The organism is Syntrophomonas wolfei subsp. wolfei str. Goettingen G311 (genome assembly GCF_000014725.1).
Taxonomy (GTDB): Bacteria; Bacillota; Syntrophomonadia; order Syntrophomonadales; family Syntrophomonadaceae; genus Syntrophomonas; species Syntrophomonas wolfei.
On sequence record NC_008346.1, the window covers coordinates 1422459 to 1439108 of the forward strand.

Consider the following 16650-nt stretch of genomic DNA (forward strand, 5'->3'; position numbering starts at 1 on the left):
CCCTACCCCTCCTTCGATCCCAATAAGACCCCGGGGTGCAGTGTAAAACCTTTTAAAAATTCGGAAGTAGGCATTCTCTTTTTGCCTGCTTTTTGAATCTCCAATACTTCTAAAATACCCTCGCCAGTTTGCACCTGGAAAGTATTTTTATCAACCTCAATAACTTCAGCAATCACCCCGCTTCCTGCTTCACTTCTCACTTTACTGGCAAATATTTTTACTTTTGTTCCATTAATGTAAGAATATGCCCCGGGTTGTGGATTTAATGCTCTTATCCGGTTATGAATGGCGTAAGCTGGTTCAGACCAGTTAATTATTTCATCTTCTTTGCTGATACGAGCGGCATAACTGGCCTGGCTATCGTCCTGAACCACCCGTGGCAGTTTTTCCCCTTGTACCAGACGATCCACCACCTGCAACAGCAAATCAGCTCCCATGTCAGCCAGGATTTTTTCCAGTTCTCCATGATTGATGTTGTCATCTACCGCTATTGCTTCCTGCATAATAATATCCCCGGTATCCAAACCCTCATCCATAAACATAATAGTAATACCACTGCTCTTTATTCCATCCATCAAGGCCCTTTGCACTGGTGCTGCTCCCCGATAACGGGGTAAGAGAGAGGCATGTACATTTATACAACCATGACGGGGATACTCCAGAATAGACAAAGGAATAATCTGACCGTAGGAAACTACTATAATTAATTCCGGTTTCCATTGCTTTATTCGTTTAATGGATTCAGGGGTTTTAATATTAGCTGTCTGCAACAACTCCAGCTTATATTGCTCGGCTATTTCCTTCACCGGAGTAGGAGTAACTTTACGGCCTCTCCCCCGTTGTTTATCCGGTTGGCTAACCACTCCGGCTATCTCATGTTCGGAGGCAATTAAGGCTTTTAAAGAGGGTATGGCAAAATGGGAGGTACCCATGAAAACAATTCTCATAATAGTATCACCTGATTTCTAAGCATATTACAGTTTTTCTATTCTAGTTTCAATAGCTTTATCAATAAACAAGATACCTTCAAGATGGTCAATTTCATGCTGCAATACCTTGGCCAGCAAATCTACTGCTGCAAAATTAAGCTCCTGTCCGTTCCTATCCAGTCCTTTGACTAGTACCTTTTTAGCCCGGTTTACTCTTCCTACAATCCCGGGTACACTTAAACAGCCTTCAGAGCCTAGTTGATTACCCTCTTGTTTTAAAATCTCCGGGTTGATAAGTTCAAGTAAATTTTCTCCTATATCCACTACAATCATACGCTTGGGTATCCCTATCTGCGGCGCAGCAAGGCCTACTCCATCAGCGGCATACATAGTATCACGCATGTTATCCAAAACCCTCAAGACCCCAGCATTTATCTCTTTTACCGGTAAGGCTTTACCCCGTAATATATCATTAGGTACGGTAATAACCTGGTAAACCGACATTGCCATCCTCCTTACATAGTCATGACTGGATTCAAATCCCACTCTACTCGTACATTTTTAAATTCCTTATACTCTATTATATAACGTGCAATGCTCTTCAATAATAACATATTCTCGCATTTCAGGGTTAATTGCCAACGATACCTGTTGCGGATTTTTAGCAATGGGCAGGGGGCAGGTCCTAATATTTCAATATCATCCTCTTTGGCATCAATTATATCATTGATTTCCCGGCTTAAGCTTTCTGCCACCATCCTGGCCATATCCAGGCTTTGAGCGGAACAGACTATCCTTAAAAGCTGGGTAAAGGGGGGATAATTCAATAAACGCCGTTGTTTAATTTCCTGATAAAAAAATGCCAGGTAGTCCTGCTTCTGAATCATTGAAAACAAGGGATTAGCAGGATTAAAAGTCTGAATTATCACTTCTCCAGGCAAATGGCTGCGACCAGAGCGGCCTGCTGCCTGTAACAAAAGTTGTATACACCTTTCCGCAGCGCGAAAATCAGGCAAATTCAGCATGCTATCAGCATCTACTATCCCTACCAGAGATACACTGGGAAAATTCAAGCCTTTAGCCACCATCTGAGTTCCAATTAGAATGTCAATTTCTTTTCTTTCCATTCTTTCCAGTATGCTTTCCTGGAATCCGGCCTTCTTGCTACTATCTAAATCCAGACGTTGAATATGGGCAGATGGGAATAGCTGTCGGCATTCTTCTTCAACTCTTTGCGTTCCCAGTCCCATGTGGCTCATGTGGCGGCTTCCACAAATGGGACAGCTGCTTGGCGGGTTAGCCTGGTAATTGCAGTAGTGACACAGGTTTTTCCCCATATCCTGGTGGTAAGTCATGCCTACTGAACATGACGGACAGGATAAGATATTGCCACAACTCCTGCACAGGCTTAAGGGCGAATAACCCCGGCGGTTTATAAATAGGATGCTTTGCTCTCCTCGCTGCAGGGTAGTAGAAAGCTTCTCCAACAGTAACGGTGATAGCACCCGGCTTTTGTGGGAAGAAGCCACCTTCTTCATATTCTCCACCTGTATTATGGGCATTTTAGCCTGAGCAATTCTCTGTTTCAAGGTGAGCAATTTCATATCTCCCTTTACAGCCCGGTAAAGTGTATCCAGGGAGGGGGTAGCACTACCTATTAATAATACAGCCCCGTCCAATTCCGCCCGTTTCCTGGCCACATCACGAGCATGGTATTTGGGGGTTTCCTCTTGTTTATAGCTGCTTTCCTGTTCTTCATCAATAATAATGAGACCCAGTTGGTCCAGGGGGGCAAAAATAGCTGATCTGGTTCCTAAAACCAAATCAACCTCGCCCTGGCGAATTCTTCTCCATTCATCATGTCTTTCTCCATCGGGCATAGCACTATGCATGACGGCCATATTTTCGATACGAGAAGAAAAGTCCGCCAGTAAGTGCCGGGTCAGGGCTATCTCTGGAACCAGTACTATAGCTTTTCTTCCCTGCTCAATAACCTTTTCCACACTGCGAATATAAATTTCTGTCTTGCCACTTCCGGTTACTCCAAAAAGGAGGAATTCTTCCCTGTCGGCTTTTATCAAGGATTTTTCTATACTCCTAAAGGCGGCCTCCTGCTCCCGGTTTAGCTGCAGTTTTTTGTCGCTCACAATAACCTTCTTTTTTTGCCGTTCAATATAACCCTTTTCCAGCAAGGATTTAACACTGCGAGCCGGGATTAATTGCTCCAGAAGAATACAATCTACTTCTTGCTCTTTAGCAATTATCCGAATAGCTTCCGCCTGCCGGGGGGCTGCTTTCTCCAGTGCAGGCAAATCCCGAGCCAAATCAAAATTCTTCAAGACATAAACATAGCCACTTTTTTCTACTCGCTGAGAGGAATAATTACCCGAGAGATAAATTAAATTCTCATCTACCAGGGCTTTAATCTCCTGGTTATTTAAAAACTTTTTGGCTTCATAAAGGGTCAATTCTCCCCGCTGCAATAATAAATCCAGGAAATCATTTTCTCTTTGGGCTATCAAGCGGGACCTCCAAAGCTCTATTTCTTCCCGCTTTAATGCCGGAGTTACCTTTACGGCCTTTTTTTTGCGCAACAGGCGGGGGGTCATCAACTTCAAGACCAGGCTTAACGGGCAAAGATAAGTATCTGCCATCCACTCAGCCAGAATAAAAAGATTATGGTCAAAGAGCGGTTCCCGGTCAAGCACCTTTAGCACTGGTTTTATGGCAGCAATAGCATTGCCGTCAATTTCCCCCTCATCCAGGATTTCGCTGACGAAAGCTTCCACTTTTCTGTTCCCCAGCTCAACCAGTACTCTTTTCCCCACAGCTATTTCTTCCTTCAATGCTGGGGGAACTATATAGGTATAAGTGTGGTCCAGGCTCATTGCCGGGAGGTTAATCAAGACTCTTACTCCGAGCAAATTAAAGCTCTCCTTTAAAGCAGTTCATATCAAATTAAGGCGGGATGGCCCGCCTTAAATCTTCTTCATTGTTTATGAGATTTCCATTTAAGGATGATGTTACTCTTACAAACCGGCCTGCTCCCTTAGAGTATCTGCTTTGTCCGTTCTCTCCCAGGTGAACTCAGCATCTTCCCGGCCAAAATGACCATAAGCTGCCGTTTTCCGGTAAATGGGTCTTCTTAAATCCAGGTCCCTGATTATGGCAGCGGGGCGCAAATCAAAATTCTTCTTTATCAATTCTATTATCTTATCATCACTTATCTTTCCTGTTCCAAAGGTATTTACATTTATGGATAGGGGGTTGGCTACCCCAATAGCATAGGCAACTTGGATTTCACAACGCTCTGCCAGCCCCGCAGCAACAATGTTTTTGGCAACATACCTCAACATATATGAAGCGGAACGGTCAACTTTGGTCGGATCCTTTCCGGAAAAAGCACCGCCACCATGCCGGGCCATGCCTCCATATGTATCCACAATTATCTTTCTTCCGGTTAAGCCGCTATCGCCCTGGGGACCTCCGATAACAAAGCGCCCGGTAGGATTAACATAAAATATTGTATGGGCATCTATCATTTCGGGCGGTATAACCGCCTTGATAACATGTTCAATTATATCTTTTTCGATAGTAGCACTGGATACTTCGGGATGGTGTTGCGCCGAGACCACTACAGTTGTAACCCTTAGTGGTTTATAGTCTTCATATTCCACCGTAACCTGGGTTTTACCGTCTGGTCTTAAATAGGGAATAATCCCTTCTTTGCGCACTTCACCCAGGCGTTCGGCCATTTTGCTGGCTAGGTAGATAGGCATGGGCATTAGAACGGCGGTTTCATTACTGGCATAGCCGAACATCATCCCCTGGTCTCCAGCCCCGATAGCATCTAATTCTTTATCATCCATTTCTCCTTTTTTAGCTTCGAAAGCTCGATCAACGCCCAGGGCAATATCGCCGGACTGCTCATCAAGAGAGGTTAATACGGCACAGGTCTCCGCATCGAAACCATACTTAGCCCGAGTATAGCCGATGTCCTCAATAGTGCTGCGGACCAGACGCGGGATATCCACATAACAATTGGTGGTAATCTCACCAGCCACCAACACCAGGCCGGTTGTAACTATGGTCTCAGCCGCAACCCGTCCATAAGGATCAAGCTCCATAATAGCATCTAGTATTGCATCGGAAATCTGGTCTGCCACTTTATCCGGATGCCCTTCGGTAACCGACTCCGAAGTAAATAGTGTTCTTGCCAAACTAATCATCTCCTTAAGTCCAGTATTAATAAGAAAAGTCGTCAGGCGTCAGGCGTCAGACGTCGGGAGACGGATGACGGATTTCTCGCAAACGCCAGAGATTAAAAGGGCTATTACCTGTTACAACATACTACTCAAGTGCTAACTCAGCTCACTTTTCATCGTTGGTTGCGACCCCCGGCCATGGGGTATTCTAAAGTAATTTAAGCACTTCATCCAGTATGGCCCCAGCCACTTCCTCTTTACTCATTTTGGGCAAGGGAGAAACCTGACCATCTTTATTTATGATAGTTACTATATTAGTATCTGTAGCAAATCCGGCCCCCTCCATAGTAACATCATTGGCCACAATAAAATCCAGCTTCTTGCTCTCCAATTTTTTACGAGCATTTTCCAACACATTTTCTGTTTCCGCCGCGAATCCTACCATAATCTGATGTTCCGGCTTATTCTTGCCTAGTTCCTTCAAGATATCCGGGGTTCCTATCAGCTCCAACACCATTTTTTGGGAGCTCTGTTCTGTTTTCTTAAGTTTTTGGCCGGCCACTTGAGCAATTCTAAAGTCGCCTACCGCTGCAGCGCCAATAATTATATCACATCTTGCCTGGTATTTAAGCATCGCTGCACACATCTCCTCCGCTCCCCAGACTGAAACCATCTCAACTCCAGTCGGGGGTTCCAGATGAGTCCTTCCGCTTACGAGAATGACTTCAGCTCCCCTGGATACTGCTTCCTGGGCTATACAATACCCCATTTTCCCAGTGCCCCTATTTGAAATAAACCTAACCGGGTCGATATCCTCACAGGTTGTACCGGCATTAACCATCAAACGTTTCCCCAACAAATCTTTTTGAGGAAACAAGATTTGATTGATTTCGGCAAGTATCTCCTGGGCTGAGGGGAGCCTTCCCGGGCCGCTGGTACCACAGGCTAATTGTCCGGTCCCCGGTTGCATTATAGATAAGCCATAGCTTTGTAATTTTTTAATATTATCCTGTACCACAGGGTTGATAAACATATTGCTATTCATGGCAGGAACCACCAATACAGGAGCAGTGTTGGCCAAAACGACAGTTGAAAGCAGATCATCGGCCAGACCATGCGCCATTTTGGCTATAAAGTTGGCTGTTGCCGGAGCAATCACCAATAAATCCAATTCCTCCGCTACTCCAATATGCTGTACTTTCCATTCCTGGCTATCCTGCCACAGGCTGGTAATTACTTCACGCCCCGACAGGGTCTTAAAAGTTAAGGGGGTTACAAATTTGGTGGCTGCTTCGGTCATCATCACGATAACATCGATATTTTCTTTCTTAAGCAGGCTTACCAGTTCCGCCAGCTTGTACACCGCAATACCACCAGTAATCCCAAGTCCAACTGTCTTTGCCATTTTACACCTCCCGAGAACCATCTTCTTTTGATGGCTCAATTATTACTTTACCATTCACGACCTCATCCAAAGCTCGGGTTACCATGGTTGAAAGCCGGTAGTTTTCATCCTCTTTATACTTCTCGGAAAGGGTTCTGGCCCTTTTGGCAACCGCAACTACCACTGCATATTTACTATCAGCTATGTTGAGTAATTCTCTGGTGGAAGACGGAATCACCCATTATCACCTCATATTCAAATTTTTTATTTTACATCTCTCAGCAATAATAATCGCAGTTATCTTTTGGAGAGCACGGTCAATTTTGTCATTAACCACAAGATAATCATAATAATCGATATGCTTTAATTCGTTCTCACAGGCAGCCAGACGCGCTTCTATGCTGTCCTGGGAATCTTGTCCCCGGGATACCAGGCGAAAAGCTAGTTCTTCCAGGTTGGGTGGGTATATAAATATAAAAACTCCTGAAGGCATCTTTTCCTTAACCTGAAGAGCTCCCTGAATATCAATCTCCAGGAGAACATCTCGACCCTGTTGCAGATGATTTAATACAAATCCCCGTGGAGTTCCATATAGATTGGAATATACCTGAGCCCACTCCAGAAAGGCATCCTGCTCTATCATTTCCCGGAATTTGGCCTGATCCACAAAAAAATAATGCTGCCCATGAACTTCTCCAAGCCTTGCCGGGCGAGTAGTGGCCGATATGGATAGATTCAGGTCCTTGGTTTGGTCCAGTAAAGCCTTTTTAAGAGTTCCCTTTCCCACCCCTGAAGGACCTGATATTACAAATAAAATGCCTTTTCTATTCATAACAAATTACACTTCCAGCAAGCTTAAGACTCTTCATTCACATCCTTGGAGGAAAGGCGATTGGCGACAGTTTCTGGTTGAACTGCAGATAATATAACATGTGCACTGTCTGCTATAATAACTGCTCTGGTTCTGCGTCCGTAGGTAGCATCAATCAGAATGCCTTTTTCTCTTGCTTCCTGAATAATTCTTTTTATCGGGGCTGATTCGGGGCTTACTATAGCTACTATCCTATTAGCAGCCACAATATTTCCAAAACCTATGTTTACCAATTTAATATCCATAACTATACCGGATAAACCGGATCCACCTCCCGTTATTCAATATTTTGCATCTGTTCTCTTATTTTTTCTAGTTCGGCTTTAACTTCGACTGCCATCTGGCTCATCTCCAGGTCATTAGCTTTGGAAGCAATGGTATTGATTTCCCGGAACATCTCCTGAACCAAAAAATCTGCTTTTCTACCGATGGGATCGTCACTTTTCAAGAGATCGGAAAGATAGCCGGTATGGCTTTTGAGCCTGACAATTTCCTCAGTTATGCTGGATTTATCAGCAAAAATGGCGGCTTCTTGTAAAATCCTGTTTTCATCAATAATTTGCTGGGATACAAGTTCGCTTATGCGCTTTCTAAGCCTCTCCATATTCTCTTCGGCAATGATCGGAGATCTGCTTTCTAGCTTTTCCACCAGGGATAGAATAAACTGGTTTCTTTTCATAATATCATGGGCCAGGTTTTGTCCTTCATTAATACGCATAAGCAGTAGTCCTTCCATAGCTACTGTTATGGCTTCGTTTAGGACCGCCCACAGGTTTTCCCAATTCTCTTCTTTCTCTTCCAAAGAAAATACTTCAGGTAAGCGGAAAATGTCAATAACTCTAATTTCTTGCGAAATATTTAGTTTTTCTGCTAATTCCTTCAAATAGTAATAATAAGCTATCGCCAAATCTTTGTCAAGCTTGATATCACGCAGTGATTCATCAATTTTCTCAATATTTATGTTGACTTCCAGTCGTCCCCGGTTAACAAATTTTTTAAGTTCCTCCCGAATACGGTCTTCCAACAAAGTATAGCGCCGGGGGATTCTTATATGTGGGTCAAGAAAACGATGATTTACCGATTTAATCTCCAGGCTAACCTTGTAGCCCTCTTTACTAACCTGGCTATGTCCAAAACCAGTCATACTTTTTATCATTTTAAATTCACCTTTCCCAGGGCCACAAAAGCCGCAAATATATTCTGCTAAGCTTTAATTTTAGCATAATCCCATTTGAAAGCAAAAACTCTTTTCCATAAATACAGAATTAATTTGGAGATAAATTTCCACCCCGTTAAGATAAGAATTAAAGCCCATTGCCAGTAATTAAGACCCACCGAATAAAAGATTCCCTGCATACAGGGCAGGTAAAGCACCATCAAATGCATGCATATGGAACAAAAAACAGCAATAAGCAAAAACTTGTTGCGGAAGAATCCCAGTTCAAAGGCAGTGTATTTCTCCGAGCGGCATTCAAAAACATAAAACAGCTGTGCTGCGACCAGGGTGGTAAAAGCCATACTGCGGGAAAGTGGTAAGGGATCTATTCCATTAAGACGAGCATACAGGATAGCGATTATAAAAACCAGGAGAGTAACCATACTAATATAAAAACCGCGAGAAAGAACCATCCACCCCAAACGGCGGGCAAATATCCCCTCACTTGAAGGGCGGGGCTTACGATTCATTATCCCTGGTTCCGGTGGTTCAAGCCCTAAAGCCATAGCGGGCAAGCCGTCAGTTACTAAATTTACCCAGAGGATCTGTATAGGAATTAAGGGCAAAGGCATGCCCAATAGTGAGGCCAAAAACATAACCAGTACCTCACCAATATTACAACCTAAAAGATAACGAATGAATTTTCTGATGTTGTCATAAATGGCCCGGCCTTCATAAATCGCGGCCACAATAGTAGAAAAATCATCATCGGCCAAAGTCATCGATGATGCTTCCCGGCTAACCTCTGTTCCGCTCATACCCATAGCAATCCCTATATCGGCAGATTTCAAAGCAGGTGCATCATTTACCCCATCACCGGTCATAGCTACAACTTCTTTATTTTTCTTTAAAACTTCTACGATACGGTTTTTGTGTTCTGGAGCAACTCGGGCAAAAACCCTGGTTGTTAGCGATTTTCGGTATAAATCCTGGTCAGTCAATTGTTCTAAATCACTTCCGGTAAGAACCTCATTGCCCTCGCTAATACCTATCTTTTTGGCAATAGCCAGGGCAGTAACCGGGTGATCCCCGGTAATCATTATCGGTGTTATTCCAGCATTTAAACAGGCTGCGACTGATTTTTCTACCCCGCGGCGTGGCGGGTCACTCATTCCACAGATTCCCAATAAAGTCAAGCCGGACTCCAAAGCATCATCCGGCAAATTTATATCGGCAGGTTTTATTTTCTTGGCAGCAAAACCTAGAATCCTTAAGGCTTCTCCCGCCCATTGTTCCTGCAAAAAATAAAAGTACTCTTTGTGTTCTTCCCGCAGAGGCTGAGTTTGATCCTGTTTGATTATTTGCTTACAAGAGGGTATAAGGACTTCCAGGGCACCCTTGCAAAAAACCAGGTATTCTCCATCTGCTTCCACTACTATACTCATCTTTTTTCTAGCGGAATCAAAGGGAATTTCTCTTTGACGCTTATATAACCTGGTCATACCTGCTTTTTGCGCCATAACCAGCAACGAAGCTTCGGTGGGATCGCCTTGAATCTGATAACTATCTTTGCGCTTTTCCAGTATAGCATTATTGCAGTTTAAAGCCACCTCCATTATTAGGCGAATGTTTATGGCAGAAAGGGGGTTAATCTCATTAGCTTCTTGCTGGAAGCTTCCTCGAGGTTCATAGCCATTTCCTGTTATCCCCATTGTTGTATCGATAGTAGCCAATCTTCCCACGGTCATCTGATTCTGGGTCAAAGTGCCAGTCTTATCGGAGCAAATCACCGTGGTACATCCCAGGGTCTCAACTGCTGGTAGTTTCCTTATAATGGCATTTCTTCGGGCCATTTTTTGTACTCCCAAAGCCAATACCACCGTTACAATTGCCGGAAGGCCTTCAGGAATAGCAGCAACGGCCAGACTTATTCCTGCCATAAGCATAACCATAATATTTTCACCGCGATAGATGCCCAAAAGACTAACTAAAGTACAAACCACCAGGCAAATAACAATGAGGATTTTCCCCAACTGGTCCAGCCTCACCTGCAAGGGTGTTAATGGTCTTTCCGTTTCTTTCATCATTTTTGCTATTTGACCTACTTCTGTATTCATACCGGTTGTGACTATCACTGCCCTTGCCCGTCCTCGAGTTATAACGGTTCCCATAAAAGCCATATTTATTCTTTCGGCCAGGGGTGTGCGATCGGGGATAGTGATAAGGGCATTCTTCTTAACCGGAAAGGATTCTCCAGTTAAAATCGCTTCATCTATTTCCAGACTGAAACTTTCCAACAAACGAAGATCAGCAGGTACTTTATCTCCCGTTTCTAAAAAAACAATATCACCCGGTACCAGTTCAGAAGCCGGCAGCTTGACTCGCCTTCCTTCCCGCAAAACTATAGCATGAGGTGAAGCCAGTTTTTTTATTTCCTCCAGGGATCGTTCTGCCCGGTACTCCTGGATAAAACCCAGGGTCGCATTTATTACCACTATAGCCATAATGGTAATGGCATCAGCCATGGCTCCAATAAGGCCTGATATAACTGTAGCCCCTAAAAGAACCAATACCATGGTATCGGTAAATTGATTTATAAATATAATCAAAGGACTAAGCCTTTTATCATCTTCCAGGGAATTGGAATATATACTTTGGCGTTTTCTTACTTCAGTAAGACTTAATCCCTCTTCCTGCTTGCTATTAAGGGAGAGCAAAATTTCATCCAGGCCTGTACTGTGCCAGGTATTATTTGTCATAATTTAGCCTCCATTGAATCATTTTGACAAATTCATATTCAATAAAGGCCTATAAAAGAACAAAGGACAGACCCTAAAGACTATCCTCTAAATTTAAAATATTTCTTATTAACCCCCCATGACCGGGGGCCAAAACCACCGATGAAAAGTGAGTAATATGCGCTTGTTATATAATAAGCAGAGGTAGGAAATAACCCCCTCCCCCTTCTGATGTATGACGACCGACGAACAATAACCCCATACTGCTCACTTTTTTACTATAACATGCTTAATAAGTTAACAACTTAAGTGCCTGGCACCAACTTAAGAGCGCTGGGCCAGCCATTCCGCAATGGTAGGATATACCTCATTCCTGGCCCGGCTTCCAAATACCAGTCCCCCATGACCCACCGGGTACTGTAAGTTAGTCTTGTCCTGGGAAGAGCTAAGCTCAAGTATGGGAGTGCTCTGCTGCGGCAATACGATATGATCGGTTTTACCGGTAAGAACCAACAAAGCAGCATCTATATTGGATAGAACCACTTTGCGACCGTTAATTATGAATTCGTCTTTCACCAGGGCATTTTCCTGATAAAGGTATTTAACCCACTCCCGATAAGCCTTACCAGGGAAATTAATATTATCATCCACCCATTTATTTAAAGCTTTCCAGGCTTCGATGGAAACACCTTCGTCTATAGCTTTCCAAAGACGGGTATAAGTGGCCACAAAGTTATTAACGGGATTTAACATCTTAAGCCCCAGGTCAACAAATTCCTTGGGAATAAGGGAAAATGTATCAGTAACTTTGTCCACATCAAAAACAGATGCTTTCAACCATATACTGGATAAGCCGGCATCTTCAAAATCAATGGGGGCCGCTACATAAATCATGTTCTTAATCCGAGGCTGGGGATACAATGATGCATACATAGTAGCCATAGTGCCACCCATGCAATAACCTAGAATGCTTAACTCGTTTACATTAGAATACTGGCAAACCTTATATACGGCCCGGGATATATAATCAACGATTAGCTGGCTAAAGCTTAAATCCCGGTCTTCCCAATCAAATTCTCCCCAGTCCAAGAGATAAACATCAAAACCCTGGTCAACTAGGTATTCAACCAGACTCATACCTGGTCTTAAATCAAGTATATATGCCTTATTAATAAGGGCATAGAGCATTAATATAGGAGTTCGATGTTTGTATCCCTTATGGTTGACATATCGATAAAGACGGCTCTTATTCTTTCGCCATACAATATCCCTGGGAGTAAGGCCGGTCTCAAGAAGAGGGTCAAAATGCAGTATATCTATCCACTTTCGAGTGGTCTCCAGTAAACGGTCATAGCTCTGTTGTATTTCCATTCCAACATCTGCTGCGGATTCACTGTGTAAAAAAGGTTTTTTCATTCTTCCTCTTCTCCTTAACTGAATTCGCTTCCGCTTATTTTATTATGTGGTCTCGGGGTGGTATGGCTACAGCAACTCCATCCAGAATCAATTCACCAAATTGATTAAAACAGGAGGTTCTTAGCTTAACCCTTCCCCGGGGTAGTTTTTCAATTACTTCGGTCTGAGCCCGGATAGTGTCATTAATGAAACAAGGTTTTAGAAAGCGGATGTCCTGAGTTTCATAAATGGTTCCAGCTCCTGGCATGCGATTGCCAATTACGTTGGATATCAAACCTACCAGCAACATACCATGAACAACCCGCTTCTTAAAATGTCCCTGGCGAGAGCGCACCTCATTTACATGCAACCAACTGAAATCGCCCGTAATCCCGGCATACTGGTATACATCAGTTTCGGTGATGGTTTTCTCTACATAGTCCATGTCTCCGATGTTTAATTCATCATATATATGTTCAATCATCCGGCAAAACCCCTCCCCCTTATCAAGACTATGCTACTTAACTACCATTAATACTATCCGGTAAAGTGGTTTTTTCTACGGCTTTTTTTCTGCCTCCCTTTTTCCTTTTGGGTGCTTCTGCTGCCGGTTCAATTTGCTCGCTCTGCTCGTTTTTGTGAGCAGGTTTAAGACTCTCAATATTACGGTTTATCTCTTGCAACTCGGTCTTTAATGAAGACAATTCCTGTTTGAAATGATTCTGAAAATCTACCATTTTAATAACACTATCTGTCATCTTATTAAAATTATCAAAGAACTGGAATTCCATCATATCTATTTTTTCTTCCAGTGAAATAACCAGTTCAGCCACCCGGGCAATATCTTTTTTATTAGGAACAATCCCTTTTTCTGAAAACTTGTCCATCTGCTGTCGACTGATTTTGGACATAGCCAGATATTGTTCCAGAGTCTTGTCCAACATGGCAACAAATGTTTCCGTGCTAATAAAACTCTTCATGGTATTGGCCCAATCGCCTTCAGTAGCAAAATACATTTCTTTCCACAATTCAGCCAGATCCGGGATTTGAATATCATTTTTTACTTTATCACTTTCCTGGGACATATAATCCTCTGCTCCTTTCACCTGGATTCTTGGCTAAGATATAATGCGGTTATGGCAAAAATACCATAACCGCTATTTATCAAATAATTATGATATTAAAGGTTTTCAACCTTTTTGGAAAGGTCTTCAACCTTTTTATTCAACTCCTCAAAATAAGTAAAACTTGGGAAATCAACATTCTCCATGGTAGCGTTTACGGCTTCTTGCATCATCTTTTGCATTTGTTGATTGTTCTTTTTAGCCTGATTCATCAATTCCTCAACCAATTTGGTAGTTTCTTCTCTGGCCACTTTTCTTTGATCCAGATACTTTCTTATCATATTTTCAATTTGTTCCTGAGTCCAGGACATGCTCCCCAAAGTTACCAACCACATATCCCAAAGTTTTTCCGCAGAACTTTCGCTAATAACAAATGCTTTCTTCAGGCTTTCTTTACTTGCCATTTATAACTTCCTCCTCTCAAAATGCCTCTCGATTCAAAGAATCATTTTATAGACAAGTTAGTTCTTACCACCTCCTTAACCATCACCAAATGAAGGCCCTATCAATTAAGGTATGCTAAATTGGGTAAGATGTCCTCTATTTCCTGATTTTAATTCTAACATAAATTAGTGTTTTCGAATAGAGGGGAATAATTATTGGGGTAAATTGGATTAAGAAAAAAATTAGTAATTGGATGAAGCTTTATGAAAGATTCTCTTTAATGTTTTTAGGTCTTGGAGGGTAAAATCTTCCTGGGGGTAATTAACAAAGATAAAAGCCATGTCATCTTTCTCGAATTGTTGGTTGTTGGCAATATCACCAAAAATACCAAACGATCTTAATACAAATTCTGCGGTTCTTTGCCCAAAAAGAATAATATATCGGGGATGTAGTATATAGATTTCTTCCAGCAAAAAAGGCAAACAAAATAGTATCTCTTCATAACCTGGTCTTACTAATATACCGCTACAAGGCTCTTGTTTCAACAAGCATATATTGTAATTATCTATATAGCGTTCAGAAAGGGGTTGATAATCAGTATATGCCTCAATACTTTTTCGCAAGATGCATGCCTTGGGGTGGCACCTAACCAGGAAGCTATGGTAAATATCTGTTAGCTTAAACTCGTTTTGGATAAACCTTCTTAGTTCGATTAGTTTTTTCGAGTCGTGGGTTAGCTTATTCTCTGATTCAAACACCAGCATTAGCTCGGGTTCCAATTCGCCCTTGCCCAATGAGGGTCTTCCAGTGCATTTAATCAAGGATTTACAACGAAAACATCGCGAAATCCTGTTCTCAAGCCCAATGATTCGCCGGATGATTTCCTCCCTACTGGATGGCATTTCGTCCTCCCTGAAAATATTATTAGGGGCAAATATACTATTAATTCTGAGTCATATTACTGCTATAAGGATCCAGGTATAATTTAAAAATTAAGAGTGTTATAGTGTTATGAATTGCCAAAAATCCTTTTGCAAGAATACAAATCTATTAATATTTTTACCCTTAAGGGCTGAGAGTTCAGGATAGCAATAACTTTGACCCTGTCTCAGGCGAAATGTTCTTTGGCGACTATCCTGCACCATTGACTATGCCCTGCATATAATTCAATTGTCTTTTAACTTTTCTAAGTATTCACGGGTTCGTAGATTTATTCCCCAGGTGGCATCGGCCAGCTTGGCAGAGATATAACTCCGCATATTATCATCTAGTTCAGGATTGCTTATATCTAGAATAACATAAAACGCTCTAAGTATATCAACCATATTCATAAATAATCGTTCAACCGGGGCCTTTTTTAACAGCTTATCCTTTTTACCATAAAAGAAGATTAACCTCTTCATGACCCAAAGAATTTCTTCATTGGACCAAATCCTCTTTTCAATAATTTCTGCTAGCAGCATATCTGCTCCCAGAGTATTTTCTTTTTTTTCTATATCCTGCCATTCTTTAGTTCCAAATACCGTAGGGGGAATGCCAAAACTATCAAAAATATTTTCCTCCATCGATTTACCTCCTGAAAAACCACCTTGCACCTATTTTTACCGTTTTTTAACGAAGTATCCGGCGAGCACCAACATATTTACCTGCATAATAACCTTCGGTTAATGAAGAATAAATAACCCCACCGCTTCGGGGAGAACTGGAATGGATAAATTTATTATCACCTGAATAAATCCCCACATGATCAATTCCCTTACCACCACAAGCGAAAAAAACCAGGTCGCCGATCATCATTTCACTGCCATCAAACTCGGAAGCGCAATTATACTGAGCAGCTGCATTATGGGGCAAATTATAACCAAAATTAGAAAAAATATATCTCACAAAACCGGAACAATCAAATCCGGCCGGTCCTTCTCCCCCATAGCGATATGCTGTTCCTAAATATTGTGCCGCTTTTTCAATAATAAACCTGCCATCGAGAGGAAAACCCGCTCGGGACGGATTAATTAAAGAGCGATTCTCTACTCTAAGTTGATGTCCTGTGTTTAGTACATCACTGGTCAAATTGTTCAATTCCTTAAGTCGCGCAACAGTCATACCAAATTCCTGAGCAATAAGTTCTAAACTATCTCCCGCTTTTACTGTATAAATTTCCTGCCCTAATATATCTCCGGTCTGGACTCCACTGCTTCCTTTAAGTAATAGTTTTTGTCCAATCTTAAGAGAATCAGAAGTTAAATTGTTTAATTCCTTTATCTCCTTAATACTAATACCTTGTTGCGAGGAAATCTTCCACAAGCTATCACCGGATTTAACTATGTAAACAGCTTCACTGGCTTCCAAGTTTGTCCCATTAAAAAGTAAAAATATTGGAAGCATAAAAAAAATGACCCAAATCCTTCTCATTATTCCCCTACCTTTCCCCAGAAAAGTTTCCCACATCTTTCTTTTCTACAGT

Annotated in this window: 17 protein-coding genes; all 17 read right to left on the reverse strand. The window is 42.1% G+C overall.

Annotation, left to right across the window (positions count from 1 at the left end):
• Window positions 1-2: 2 nt before the first annotated feature.
• A complete protein-coding gene (fmt, locus tag SWOL_RS06325) occupies window positions 3-947 on the reverse strand; it encodes a methionyl-tRNA formyltransferase (RefSeq protein WP_011640643.1) in 945 nt (314 codons plus the stop codon).
• A gap of 27 nt (window positions 948-974) precedes the next feature.
• Window positions 975-1433: a peptide deformylase gene (gene def / locus SWOL_RS06330; RefSeq protein ID WP_011640644.1), complete on the reverse strand. Its 459-nt coding sequence runs from the start codon at window positions 1431-1433 to the stop codon at window positions 975-977.
• A gap of 11 nt (window positions 1434-1444) precedes the next feature.
• Window positions 1445-3853 (reverse strand): replication restart helicase PriA, encoded by a 2409-nt coding sequence (gene priA / locus SWOL_RS06335; RefSeq protein ID WP_011640645.1) that lies wholly within the window; start codon window positions 3851-3853, stop codon window positions 1445-1447.
• A 105-nt stretch (window positions 3854-3958) separates the two neighbouring features.
• Window positions 3959-5149: a methionine adenosyltransferase gene (gene metK, locus SWOL_RS06340; protein ID WP_011640646.1), complete on the reverse strand. Its 1191-nt coding sequence runs from the start codon at window positions 5147-5149 to the stop codon at window positions 3959-3961.
• Window positions 5150-5342: 193 nt separating this feature from the next.
• Window positions 5343-6539, reverse strand: a complete 1197-nt coding sequence (gene coaBC / locus SWOL_RS06345) for a bifunctional phosphopantothenoylcysteine decarboxylase/phosphopantothenate--cysteine ligase CoaBC (protein WP_011640647.1) — start codon at window positions 6537-6539, stop codon at window positions 5343-5345.
• A gap of 1 nt (window position 6540) precedes the next feature.
• Window positions 6541-6756: a DNA-directed RNA polymerase subunit omega gene (locus tag SWOL_RS06350; protein WP_011640648.1), complete on the reverse strand. Its 216-nt coding sequence runs from the start codon at window positions 6754-6756 to the stop codon at window positions 6541-6543.
• Between the two features lie 6 nt (window positions 6757-6762).
• A complete protein-coding gene (gene gmk / locus SWOL_RS06355) occupies window positions 6763-7350 on the reverse strand; it encodes a guanylate kinase (protein WP_011640649.1) in 588 nt (195 codons plus the stop codon).
• A 23-nt stretch (window positions 7351-7373) separates the two neighbouring features.
• Window positions 7374-7634, reverse strand: a complete 261-nt coding sequence (gene remA / locus SWOL_RS06360) for an extracellular matrix/biofilm regulator RemA (protein WP_011640650.1) — start codon at window positions 7632-7634, stop codon at window positions 7374-7376.
• 32 nt (window positions 7635-7666) lie between these two features.
• Entirely contained in the window at window positions 7667-8545 is an 879-nt protein-coding gene (locus SWOL_RS06365; protein ID WP_011640651.1) for a YicC/YloC family endoribonuclease, read from the reverse strand.
• Window positions 8546-8592: 47 nt separating this feature from the next.
• Window positions 8593-11304 (reverse strand): calcium-translocating P-type ATPase, SERCA-type, encoded by a 2712-nt coding sequence (locus tag SWOL_RS06370; RefSeq protein WP_011640652.1) that lies wholly within the window; start codon window positions 11302-11304, stop codon window positions 8593-8595.
• Between the two features lie 303 nt (window positions 11305-11607).
• On the reverse strand, window positions 11608-12699 hold the full coding sequence (locus SWOL_RS06375) for an alpha/beta fold hydrolase (RefSeq protein WP_011640653.1): 1092 nt from the start codon (window positions 12697-12699) through the stop codon (window positions 11608-11610).
• 34 nt (window positions 12700-12733) lie between these two features.
• Window positions 12734-13162, reverse strand: coding sequence for a MaoC family dehydratase (locus SWOL_RS06380; protein ID WP_011640654.1), 429 nt, complete (start codon window positions 13160-13162; stop codon window positions 12734-12736).
• Between the two features lie 37 nt (window positions 13163-13199).
• Window positions 13200-13784, reverse strand: coding sequence for a hypothetical protein (locus SWOL_RS06385; RefSeq protein ID WP_155814156.1), 585 nt, complete (start codon window positions 13782-13784; stop codon window positions 13200-13202).
• A gap of 74 nt (window positions 13785-13858) precedes the next feature.
• The gene (locus SWOL_RS06390) at window positions 13859-14206 is read right to left on the reverse strand and encodes a phasin family protein (protein WP_011640656.1); all 348 of its coding nucleotides are present in this window, start codon (window positions 14204-14206) and stop codon (window positions 13859-13861) included.
• Between the two features lie 222 nt (window positions 14207-14428).
• Window positions 14429-15088, reverse strand: a complete 660-nt coding sequence (locus SWOL_RS06395) for a hypothetical protein (RefSeq protein WP_011640657.1) — start codon at window positions 15086-15088, stop codon at window positions 14429-14431.
• Window positions 15089-15352: 264 nt separating this feature from the next.
• Window positions 15353-15751, reverse strand: a complete 399-nt coding sequence (locus SWOL_RS06400) for a hypothetical protein (protein WP_011640658.1) — start codon at window positions 15749-15751, stop codon at window positions 15353-15355.
• Between the two features lie 46 nt (window positions 15752-15797).
• Window positions 15798-16571, reverse strand: coding sequence for a C40 family peptidase (locus SWOL_RS13545; RefSeq protein WP_011640659.1), 774 nt, complete (start codon window positions 16569-16571; stop codon window positions 15798-15800).
• Window positions 16572-16650 lie beyond the last annotated feature (79 nt).